Here is an 11,755-nt window from a genome sequence, read left to right on the forward strand (position 1 = left end):
GGGGACGAGTGCGCCACTCGGAGTACCGCATCGCGTGGCCCAGCGCCCGGACAGCTGTCTCCGGGAAGGGAAACACCGGCAGCGCGGAGCCATCCCCGAGCACGACCTGCGGCTCGGCATTCGGCGCACCGAGGCAGGTGACCACCACGGGGATGGTCGAGTCCGCAGCAGCCCTGGCGATCGCGGCGTACGTCTCGCCGACATCACCGGCGCGGGTCGCCGCGTAGGTGACCAGCACGGCGTCCGCCTCGCCGCTGTTCAGGATGACGCGGACGGCGTGCTCGAGGGTGGCGGGCGTCGCCGCGGCGCCGAGGTCGACCGGGTTCCCCGCGCCCACGGCTCCGGTGTCATCGGTCAACTCGGCCGCCGTGACGGCGCTGAACTCCGGTACTTCGATGTCCAGCGCGCTGGCCGCGTCTGCGGCCAGCACTCCTGCGCCGCCCGCGTTGCCGACGATCGCCAGACGGCTGCCGCGTGGGAGCGGGCGGCCGGACAGAACCCGCGCGGCGTCGACCAGTTCTTCCAGGGTCTCCATCCGCAGCACCCCCGACTGCGCGAACAACGCGTCGACGGCAGTGTCGGGAGTCGCTGCCGCGGCGGTGTGCGAGGCACCCGCCCGGCGGCCACCGCTCGACCTGCCACCCTTCACCACCAGCACCGGCTTGGTCCGTCCCACCAGCCGGGCCAGCCGGCCGAACTTGCGCGGATTGCCGAACGACTCCAGGTAGAGACCGATCACGTCGGTGCGCGGTTCGTTCCACCAGTGCAGCAGCAGGTCGTTGCCACTGACATCGACTTTGTTGCCCAGGGAGACGAACTCGGAAATGCCCAGCCCGGCACGGCTGGCGTGGTCGAGTACCGCGATCCCGACGGCGCCCGACTGCGCAGCCAGGGCGAGCGAACCGGGCAACGGACGGACGTTGGCGAAAGTGGCGTCGAGCCGGATCTCCGGTGCCGTGTTCACGATGCCCAGACAGTTGGGGCCGATCAGCCTCAGGCTGTGGCGCCGGGCAAGCTTCAGCAGGTCGCGCTGGACCTGCCGCCCATCGGCACCGAGTTCGGAGAACCCCGACGTCAGGATCACCGCGCCGCTCACGCCCGCGAGACCGCAGGCCTCCACGACCGCTGGTACGGCCACCGACGGAACGGCGATGACCGCCAGATCTACCGGCCCCGGAACGTCCGCGATCGACGGGTAGGCGGGGATCTCGCCGATCCGGTCCGCGTGCGGATTGACCGCGAAAAGGTGCCCGGTGAACTCGCCATCGACGAGATTCATCAGCACCTCGTGCCCGATCCCGCCGGCCTCGCGGCCGGCGCCGATCACCGCCACCGAGTGTGGAGCGAGCAGCGGCTTCAAAGAGCGCTCCTCTGCGGCGCGTTCCCGCTCAGCCATCCGGTCCAGCGTGCGAGCGGCGTAGGCGGTGTCCATCGACAACTCGACCAATCCACTGTCCAGTCGGTGAACCTCGGTGAAGCCCGAGTCCATGAAGACCCGCAGCATGGGGCCGTTCTCGGCGAGTGTGTCCGCGTGCAGATGGCGAATGCCCCGTTCACGGGCGACTGCGGCCAACTGCTCCAGCAGCAGCGTGCCGATCCCGCGTCCGTGGACCGCGTCGTCGACCAGGAAGGCCATCTCCGCCTCATCCGTGCGCATCGGTTCGTAGCTGGCCACACCGACGACCTCACCGTCGACCTCGGCCACCAGGGCGACATGCCCGTCCAGTGGATCGGCGGTCGTCAGATGACGCGTGTGCTGGTCGGCCGCAGAGCGGCTCAGGGCAAAGAACCGCAGGTAGATCGTGCGGTCCGAGACCCGGTGGTTGAGCTCGTCGAGCGCCTGCTCGTCATCCGCCCGCACCGGACGGATGTGTACGACGGAGCCGTCAGCAGCGAGGGCGTCCCACCCGGCGACCGCGGCCGTAGCGCCGGTAGCGGACTGGTGGTCACCACCGGCAACGTGCTCGGTGTGCTCGGACGTGGTCATCTTCGGTCGTCCTCTCGGACTCGGGTTGTACGGCCACCCCCAGTTCAGCCTGTGAGAGACCTCCTCAGGCAGGGCCGGAGGGACATCCAGCGCCGGACCTTCGGCCCTGTTTGCGGCGGGTGCCCGCTCGTACGTTCAGGCTGGGGCTCAGTGACGATCCCGCGAGAGGAGCCGGTGATGGACGCCGCGATCAGGACCGAGGGGCTGTCTAAGAATTACCGGTCGCATCGCGCCCTGCGTGAACTGAACCTGGAAGTTCCCCGCGGCGTCGTGTTCGGGTACCTCGGGCCGAACGGCGCGGGCAAGACCACCACGATCCGGATCCTGGCCGGGCTCATCTCCCCCACCACTGGCTCCGCGACGGTCCTGGGCAACGACGTGGTCGACCGCTGCGAGGACGTTCAGCGTCACCTCGGCTACCTGCCGGGTGAGTTCGTCGGCTATCCGGACCTGACCGGCGCCCAGTACCTGCGGTACCTGGCCAACCTGCGCGGCGGCGTCGACTGGTCCGAGGTCGACCGGCTGGCGAAGCGGTTCGAGCTGGATCTGGGCAAGCGGTTCAAGACGCTGTCCCACGGCAACAAGCAGAAGCTCGGCATCGTCCAGGCGTTCATGCACCGGCCGGAACTGCTCATCCTCGACGAACCGACCTCGGGTCTGGACCCGATCATGCAGCGCGAGTTCCTGGCCCTGCTGCGGGAGACCAGGGCGGACGGCAGGACGGTATTCCTGTCCTCGCACATCCTGTCGGACGTGGAGGCGGTTGCCGACACGGTCGCAATCCTCCGCAGCGGTGAACTGGTGATCACCCAGTCCGTCGAGGCGTTGCGACAGCAGGCGTTGCGCCGGCTGGAGCTGACCTTCTCCGACCCACCGCCGGTCGACCAGCTCAAGCGGGCAGCTGGTGTCCAGGAGATCAACTGGGACGGCGGCGGCACCGTCCAGGTGGAGGTCGCCGGCTCAACCGCCGAGCTGCTCCGGATCGCCGCACCTCACCAGATCATCAACGTGGTCAGCCACGAGGCCGACCTGGAAGCGATCTTCCTCGACTACTACACAGCAAGGAGCTGAGCTCGGTGTTCCGCAACGTGTTCTGGAAGACGCTGTACGACCAGCGCCGAGGCCTGGCCGGCTGGTCCGCGGCCATCCTGATCCTGGTCGGCCTCGAGTCCGCCCTCTGGCCGTCGATGCGTGAGCTGACCGATCTGCAGGAGATCTACTCCAAGCTCCCCGAGGAACTCGGCAAGCTCTTCGATCTGCAGTCGATGACGACCGGACCAGGATTCCTGAACGCCGAGCTGTTCACCTTGCTTCTTCCGGCGCTGTTCCTGGTCTATGGCATCGGGCACGGTGCCCGGTCGGTCGCAGGCGAGGAGGAGGACGGGACCCTCGACCTGCTCCTGGTCATGCCTATCACCGGTGCAAGGATCGTGGTGCAGAAGGCATTGGCGCTGTTCACCTGCCTGTTCACGCTCGGACTGGCCTTGTTCGTCGCCACCACGAGCATGAGTCTCGTCTTCGACGTCGGCATCAGTGCCGGCCAGGCAGCCAGCGGCTCACTGGCCATGACCCTGCTCGGAGCGGAGTACGGCGCTCTCGCCCTGGCCGTCGGCGCGATCTTCGGCCGGAGGTCGACCGCCATCGGTGTCGCCTCGGCGGCAGCCACTGCCGCCTACGTGCTGTATGCGGCCGGGCTCATGATCGACGCTGTCGAGCCGTGGCGACCGCTCTCCCCCTTCGACCAGGCCTTGACCGGCGGTCCACTCGGAGCCGACCTGCCCGCGGCCTACCTCTGGCTGGTCGGCGGCGCCGCGGCGCTGGTCCTGATCGCCATGCCTGCCCTTGACGGCCGCGACATCGCTGCACACAACTAGATCTGGAGCGGGAATCAGAACCACGCCCCGGTCCGCATCCGCCTCTTCTGGCACCTGGAACAACCCGATCGCATCATCTGGCGCAACGAGATCTCTCTGCACCAAGGCCCCTTCGAACTCGTCGAACGCTACGTCTGCCGGCCAATCGACCAGGCCTCCGGCTGATCGAGGACTTTCGGCCCTGCTCCCGCGGCCTGTTCACGACCAGGCTGGAGCTGGAGGGAACTCACATGACCACGATGCCGCAGACCGACCGCTACGTCTTCGACTTTGCCGAGGGCAACAAAGACCTGAAGGACCTGCTGGGAGGCAAGGGCGCCAACCTTGCCGAGATGACCCGGCTCGGACTACCGGTCCCACCTGGCTTCACCATCGCGACCACGGCGTGCCGTACCTACCTGAGCACCGGAGACGCACCCACTGCGCTGAGCCAGGAGATCGGCGAACACCTGAACCGGCTCGAACAGGTGATCGGCCGGAAGCTGGGTGATCCCGATGACCCGCTGCTGGTATCCGTGCGATCCGGCGGGAAGTTCTCGATGCCCGGGATGATGGAGACGATCCTCGACATCGGGCTGAACGACCAGTCTGTCCAGGGCCTGGCGAAACGCTCCGGCGACGACCACTTTGCTTGGGACTCGTATCGACGGCTGCTGCAGATGTACGCCCGCACCGTGCTCGAAGTTCCCGACGAGCTCCTGCAAGCCGCCCTCTCACCCGGCTACGCCGAGTGGGACGTCAGCACGCCCGAGCAACTGCCGGCCGCTGCCATCGAACGAGCCTGCGGCGCGCTGCAGGAGGTCATCGCCGACTACTCCGGCCGCCCGTTCCCACAGGACCCGCTGGAGCAGCTGGACCTCGCCGTACGCGCGGTGTTCCGCTCGTGGGTAACGCCGCGGGCCACGCTGTACCGGCATCAGGAGCACATCCCCGACGACCTCGGTACCGCCGTCAACGTGATGGCCATGGTCTTCGGCAACCGTGGACCGGACAGCGGAACCGGGGTGGCCTTCACCCGCGATCCGGGCTCGGGAGAGCCTGGCGTCTACGGCGACTACCTCCAGGATGCCCAGGGCGAGGATGTCGTGTCCGGCGTCCGCAACACCGTCCCCCTCGCCGAGCTGGAGTCGATCGACCCGCGCAGCTACGCGCAACTGCTGACAGCCATGGCGACCCTCGAGCACCACTACCGCGACCTGTGCGACATCGAGTTCACCATCGAGCACGGCCGGCTGTGGATCCTGCAGACGCGGGTGGGAAAGCGCACCGCCGCGGCCGCGTTCCGCATCGCCGTCCAGCTCGTCGACGAAGGCGTCATCACGCTCGACGACGCACTCCTGCGAGTCACCGGCGACCAGCTCGGTCGGCTGATGTTCCCGCGCTTCGACAGCCGGCACGACGTCCCGGTCATCGCACGCGGTATCGGCGCCTCGCCCGGCGCGGCGGTGGGGGTTGCGGCCTTCGACTCGGTGGCGGCTCAGCGGCTGGCGAGCTCAGGGCGAAACGTCATCCTGATCAGGCGCGAGACCAGCCCCGACGATCTGCCGGGCATGGTCGCGTCCACCGGGATCCTGACCACTCGCGGCGGGAAGACCTCCCATGCCGCCGTCGTTGCCCGCGGCATGGGTAAGACCTGCGTCTGCGGCGTCGACAGCCTGGTCGTCGATCCCGTCGCACGCCGCGCGGTGGCACCGGGCGAGGTGGTCATCGAGGAAGGTGATCTGCTGTCGCTGGACGGGCTGACGGGCTTCGTGTACCGCGGAGACGTCCCCGTCGTCGCATCGCCGGTGGTCGAGTACTTCGAGGGCCGCGTCGCACTGGCCGACGCGGACGACCTGGTTCGCGCCGTCGACCGTGTCCTCCGCCACGCCGATGTCCGCCGTACGCTCGGTGTGCACGCCAACGCGGACACTCCGGGGGATGCGCAACGCGCACGTCGGTTCGGTGCCGAGGGCATCGGTTTGTGCCGTACCGAGCACATGTTCCTCGGCGATCGCCGCCGGCTGGTCGAACGGCTCATCCTGGCCGAGGGCCCGACGGAGCAGGAGGCGGCTTTCGACGAGCTGCTGCCGCTGCAGCGCGCTGACTTCGTCGGGATCTTCCAGGCGATGGACGGCCTGCCGGTGACCGTCCGGCTGATCGACCCGCCACTGCACGAGTTCCTCCCCGACTTCACCGAGTTGTCCGTCCAGGTCGCCCTCGACCGAGCTGCGGGGCAACCCGATGAAGAGGCGGAACGACTGCTGGCCGCAGTACGCCGGACGCACGAGAGCAACCCGATGCTCGGCCTGCGCGGAGTACGGCTCGGCATCGCCATTCCGGGACTTTTCGCCATGCAGACGCGCGCGATCGCGGAGGCGGCCGCGATCGTGACAGCGGAAGGCGGGACGGTCCGGCCCGAGATCATGGTGCCGCTGGTGGCAAGTGAGCAGGAGATGCGCCTGGTACGGCACGAGATCGAGAGCGTGCTGGCCAAGGTCGCCGAGGAGACCGGCGGCGCCGTCCCCGCGCGCATCGGAACCATGATCGAGGTGCCCCGCGCAGCTCTCCAGGCAGGTCCGATCGCCCGCTGCGCCGACTTCTTCTCCTTCGGCACGAACGACCTCACCCAGCTGACCTGGGCCTTCAGTCGCGACGACGTCGAGGCATCCTTCTTCCCCCGCTACCTCGACGCGGGCGTGTTCCCGGTCTCGCCGTTCGAGTCGCTGGACCGCACGGGCGTCGGCCGACTGGTCCGGCTCGCGGTGGAAGAGGGCCGGAAAGCCAATCCAGACCTGCTGATCGGGGTCTGCGGCGAGCACGGCGGAGACCCGGACTCCATCGACTTCTTCGCGGCAGCCGGCCTGGACTACGTCTCCTGCTCACCGTTCCGGATCCCCGTCGCACGACTCGAAGCCGGCCGCGCAGCCTCCGCCGGCACCACCACAAGTGACACCCGCTGACGCGGCTGCCGAGCCAGCAGGCGCAGTCGCCACCAGTCGGCGACTGCGCCTCGACATCAAACCGTCTGCGCCATCCGGATCAATAGGTCGGGTGGACGATGTCGCTGGACGGCCGCGTCTGACGTTGGGCGGAAGCTCCCGGGCAATCGCCTCAAGCATCCGGGGCGCCGTACGGACGAGGGCAGGTTCAGGGTCCCGAACCTCACGGCCGAAGGTCCCTCAGGCCCGGGACTCATGCCCACTGTGCTGGTCGTCGCAGGCTGGCGATGCTTGAACCGCCCGGACGATGCGGGCGGCTTTGGTGGCGCACGCCGGGAGGCGTGGGTGGAACGGATGCGGAGGAATCGGGATGACGATCAAGGTGTTCCTGCTCGACGACCACGAGGTGGTCCGGCTCGGACTGCGCCAACTGCTCGAGAGCGAACCCGACATCGAGGTCATCGGTGACACTGGTACCGCCGCCGGTGCGACCGTGCAGATCCCCGCTCTGCAACCCGACGTGGCAGTCCTGGACGTCAGGCTCCCGGACGGCGATGGCGTGACCGTCTGCCGGGACATCCGGTCTGCCATGGACAACCCGCCGGCCTGCCTGATGCTCACGTCCTTCTCCGACGACGAGGCGTTGTTCACCGCGATCATGGCCGGAGCGGCCGGCTACCTGCTCAAGCAGGTCAGCGGGACCGACCTGGTCGGCGCGGTACGACGCCTGGCGACCGGCGAATCGCTGCTCGATCCGGCGCTGACGATGGCCGTGCTGGAACGACTGCGGAATCCGGTCGAGGACGAGGACCCGCTCTACAAGTCGCTCACCGAGCAGGAGCGCAGAATTCTCGACCTGATCGCCGAGGGCAAGACCAACCGGCAGATCGCCCAGGTCATGTTCTTGGCCGAGAAGACCGTCAAGAACTACGTGTCGGGACTCCTACGCAAGCTGAACCTGGAACGGCGTACCGAGGCCGCGGTCTACGCCATCGAGCGGACCAGGACCAGTCACCCGCGTTGACCCCGGATGCGGCGGAGGTTCTTGGCTATGGCATCCACTGTGAGAAGGACGACTGCCGCGCCGCCGGCCCAGAGCCAGCCGGTGGTCGACGGCCAACCGCCGCCCAGGAGGTGCGACAGCTGTGGGATGCCGAGGAATGCGAGGAGCAAGGCCAGCTCCACGACGACAGCTACGAGTAATGCGCGGTTACTGCCGAGCGCTAGCCGGGTGACCGGTCTGGTCTCGCTCCGGCAGGCGAAGGCGTTGGCCATCTGGGCTACCGCGATCACGGCGAACGCAGTACCGGAGGCGGCGGCGAGAGAACTGGTGGACGGGGTGTCGCCGTAGCGCCAGCCGGCTCCCAGCAAGACCGTGACGAACGCCGTCATAGACAGGAACGCCTCGGTTGCCCCGAGGACCGCGAAGGCGCGGAACAGCAACGCTCGGTCGACGATCCGGCGGTGCCGGGCCGGCCCCTCCAGCGCATGCCGTCCGGGCGCCTCGACGCCCAGAGCGACGGCGGGCAGCATGTCGGTCCCGATGTCGAGTGCCAGCACCTGCAGCACACCGATGGCGAGCGGTATCGAACTGCCGGTCAGCGCCCAGACGGCGAAGGGCGCGAGCTCGGCCACGTTGTCCGTCAGGTGGTAGGTGAGGAACCGCCGGACGTTCGAGAAGGTCGCGCGACCGAGCCGGATGGCCGTGACGATGCTCGCGAAGTGGTCGTCCAGCAGGACCAGATCCGCGGACGCCCGGGCGACGTCGCTGCCGGACGCGCCCATCGCGACGCCGACATCGGCTTCCCGTAGCGCCGGCGCGTCGTTCACGCCGTCGCCGGTCATCGCCACGACATGACCGCGGGCGCGCAGGGCGCGAGCGATCCGGAGCTTGTCGGCCGGAGTGACCCGGGCGACCACAGCGCCCTCGGGCCGGTCCAGCAGGGCTCCCAGCTCCTCGTCGCCCGCCGGCAGGTCGGCACCGTTGACGACGATGCCACCCGGCAGCAGCAGGCCGACCTCGCGGGCGATCGCGGTGGCGGTGGCGGCGTGGTCCCCGGTGACCATCGCGATCCGTACGCCGGCCGTCCGGCAGGCCTCGAGCGCGGGCTGCACGTCGGTCCGGGGCGGATCCTCGAGGCCGACTACCGCGAGCAGTTCCAGCACGTGGGTAGTGAGGTCGAGCCGGCCGTCACGCACCAGGGGCTCGGTGGAGCGGGTGATCGCGAGAACGCGCCGCCCGCGCCCGGCCAGCTCGTCCACCGCCGCGAGGGCAGCGACGGCACTGGAGTTGCAGTAGGGCAGCAACGCGTCTGGCGCCCCGATCACGGAGGTACCGCCGGGCATGACGGCGGCGCTGTACCGTGTCTCGCTGCGGAAGCTGACTCGCTCTGTCACCTGGGACGGATCCACCACGGTCGCGCCGAGCCGGCGTGCCAACACATCCAGGGCGACCTCCATCGGATCTCCCTCAGCCACCCAACGGTCACCTTTGCGCACCGCGCGGCCGCGCACGCAGGCCACTGCCCCGGCTGCCGCCGTGACCGCGAGCTCCATCGCCGCCGCCGGACCGTGACCACTGCCCTCGGGGCTGTATCCCTCGCCGTCCACCACCACGGTTCCGGCCGGGGTCCACACCTCCTGCACGGACATCTGGTTCATCGTCAGCGTGCCCGTCTTGTCCGTACAGACGAAGGTCGTCGCCCCGAGCGTCTCGACCGCATCCAGCCGCCGTACCAGCGCGTTACCGTGAGCCATCCGCTGCGCTCCGCGAGCCAACGAGAGGGTGACGGTCGGTAGCAGACCTTCCGGCACCAGCGCGACCATCACTCCCACGCCGAACAAGAGCGCCTTGGTCAGGCCGAGACCGAAGAGCATCGACACGCCTGCGAGCGACACGCCGACCGCGACAGCGATGATCGCGATGATCCGGACCAGTCGATGCAGCTCGACGGTCAACGGGCTGTCCGGGCGATCAGCGCTCTCGGTCAGGGCCTGGATGCCGGCCAGTCGGGTGGCGTTGCCGATGGCAGTGACGGTTGCCTCTGCCTCCCCCTGGACCACGAAGGTTCCGGCCGACAGGTCGGCACCCGGCTGGGGCCGGACCGGCACGCTCTCGCCGGTCAGCATCGACTCATCCACTGCCAGGCCGTGCCCGATCTGAACGGTCAGGTCGGCGCTGATCTTGTCGCCCGCGGCGAGCAGCACGAGGTCCCCCCGGACGAGCTGTCTCGCCTCCACGCTCATGAGCTGCCCGTCCCGGGTCACCTGGACCCGCGCGGGGAGCAGTTCGCGCAGCCGTTGAGCGGCCCGGTCGGCTCGGTACTCCTGAGCGAACGCGAACACACCGTTCAAGATGACGATCACCACGATCGCCAGAGCCAACGGCGCCAGCCCGGCCAGCAGCGCCAGTACGGCCGCTACCCAGAGCATCACCGCGAAGAGATGGGTCAGCTGGGCCAGCAGCAACCGCCAGGCCGGAGTGCGCCTGGCGGCGGGTAGCTCATTGGGACCGTCGGCGGCCAGCCGCCGGGCAGCCTCGACCGACGTGAGCCCCTCCCGTGCTGCCGTCACGCCACCGTGTTCAGCGGCGCTTCCGGTTCCTCGCGATGGCATCGGCCGAGCAATCGTCATATCTCGAGCGTCCCGTCCATGTCCACCACCGGACAGAGGCAAAGGACCTCACCGAACGATCCGCGAGCCATCCGACGGAAGTTACCTACGACCCGGCCGAACGGACCTTCGGCCCTGGTAGCGCTGCTGTCGTGACTGGCAAGGTTGAACGACACGTGGCGAGCCCCGAGGAGCGAATATGCATCAGATCACCGACAAGCCGCTGACGGCCGACGAGGTCCTGGATCTCGACGCCTACTGGCGTGCGGCGAACTACTTGTCCGTCGGACAGATCTACCTGCTGAGCAACGCACTGTTGACCGAACCGCTACGGCCGGAGCACATCAAGCCCAGACTGCTGGGCCACTGGGGCACCACCCCCGGCCTGAACATGCTCTACGCGCACCTCAACCGGGTGATCAGGCAGCGCGACCTGAACATGATGTACGTGATCGGGCCCGGGCACGGTGGTCCGGCGATCGCCGCGAACACCTGGCTCGAAGGCAGCTACAGCGACACCTACCCCGACGTACCGCGGGACGAGCATGGGATGAACCACCTGTTCCGCCAGTTCTCCTTCCCCGGCGGTATCCCGAGTCACGTGGCTCCTGAGCTGCCAGGCTCGATCCACGAGGGCGGTGAGCTCGGCTACTCCCTCAGCCACGCGTACGGCGCGGTCCTGGACAACCCGGATCTGGTGGTCGCCTGCGTGGTCGGTGACGGCGAGGCCGAGACCGGCCCGCTGGCGGCGTCCTGGCACTCGAACAAGTTCATCGACCCGCGGACCGACGGCGCCGTACTGCCGATCCTGCACCTCAACGGCTACAAGATCGCCAACCCGACGATCCTGGCCCGGATCGGCGATGACGAGCTCACCAGCCTCCTCGAGGGCTACGGGTACCGGCCGTACCTGGTCGACGGCTCCGATCCCGAACTCGTCCACCAGGCCCTCGCGGCGACGCTCGACCAGGTGCTCGGCGAGATCGCCGAGATCCAGGCCAACGCCGAACCGGATGCACCCCGCCCGACCTGGCCGATGATCGTACTGCGCACGCCGAAGGGCTGGACGGGTCCGCGGCTGGTCGACGGAGTTCAGGTCGAGGGCACGTGGCGCGCGCACCAGGTGCCGCTGTCGGGGGTTCGTACCTCCCCGGAACACCTTGCGATGCTGGAGGACTGGCTTCGCGGCTACCGGCCGGAGGAGTTGTTCGACGATGTCGGCCGACCGACTCCTCAACTGCTTGACCAGGTTCCCGAAGGTCAGCACCGGATGGGCTCCAACCCGCACGCGAACGGTGGCCTGCTCTCACGTGATCTCGAACTTCCGAGGCTCACCGAGTACGCCGTCGACGTACCGCATC

The 11,755-nt window shown here is 68.6% G+C and carries 7 protein-coding genes; 5 read left to right on the forward strand and 2 right to left on the reverse strand.

Going from position 1 to position 11,755, the window contains the following annotated elements:
* Positions 1 to 1,987, reverse strand: a 1,987-nt coding sequence (locus EV644_RS43895; protein WP_132197670.1) for a bifunctional acetate--CoA ligase family protein/GNAT family N-acetyltransferase, incomplete at its 3' end; no start/stop codon positions are given.
* A gap of 150 nt (positions 1,988 to 2,137) precedes the next feature.
* Between EV644_RS43895 and EV644_RS43900 the strand changes: the two genes are divergently transcribed.
* From EV644_RS43900 to EV644_RS43915, 4 genes are all read left to right on the forward strand, one after another.
* Positions 2,138 to 3,058, forward strand: coding sequence for an ABC transporter ATP-binding protein (locus EV644_RS43900; protein WP_199240389.1), 921 nt, complete (start codon positions 2,138 to 2,140; stop codon positions 3,056 to 3,058).
* 5 nt (positions 3,059 to 3,063) lie between these two features.
* Complete coding sequence (locus tag EV644_RS43905) at positions 3,064 to 3,861, forward strand: ABC transporter permease (RefSeq protein WP_132197668.1); 798 nt, start codon at positions 3,064 to 3,066, stop codon at positions 3,859 to 3,861.
* Positions 3,862 to 4,100: 239 nt separating this feature from the next.
* Positions 4,101 to 6,803, forward strand: a complete 2,703-nt coding sequence (ppdK, locus tag EV644_RS43910) for a pyruvate, phosphate dikinase (protein ID WP_132197672.1) — start codon at positions 4,101 to 4,103, stop codon at positions 6,801 to 6,803.
* Between the two features lie 349 nt (positions 6,804 to 7,152).
* Positions 7,153 to 7,806, forward strand: coding sequence for a response regulator (locus tag EV644_RS43915; protein ID WP_132197666.1), 654 nt, complete (start codon positions 7,153 to 7,155; stop codon positions 7,804 to 7,806).
* Here the strand turns inward: EV644_RS43915 and EV644_RS43920 are convergent.
* A complete protein-coding gene (locus EV644_RS43920; RefSeq protein ID WP_199240390.1) occupies positions 7,794 to 10,355 on the reverse strand; it encodes a cation-translocating P-type ATPase in 2,562 nt (853 codons plus the stop codon). The genes EV644_RS43915 and EV644_RS43920 overlap by 13 nt on opposite strands.
* Before the next feature lie 238 nt (positions 10,356 to 10,593).
* Between EV644_RS43920 and EV644_RS43925 the strand changes: the two genes are divergently transcribed.
* The coding region (locus tag EV644_RS43925) for a phosphoketolase family protein (RefSeq protein ID WP_132197662.1) at positions 10,594 to 11,755 on the forward strand (1,162 nt) is incomplete at its 3' end.

Source organism: Kribbella orskensis (genome assembly GCF_004342085.1).
Classification (GTDB): Bacteria; Actinomycetota; Actinomycetes; order Propionibacteriales; family Kribbellaceae; genus Kribbella; species Kribbella orskensis.

Coding starts and splice junctions, on each gene's coding strand:
- ppdK (WP_132197672.1), top strand. CDS start 4,101: ATGCCGCAGACCGACCGCTACGTCTTCGACTTTGCCGAGGGCAACAAA.
- EV644_RS43915 (WP_132197666.1), top strand. CDS start 7,153: ATGACGATCAAGGTGTTCCTGCTCGACGACCACGAGGTGGTCCGGCTC.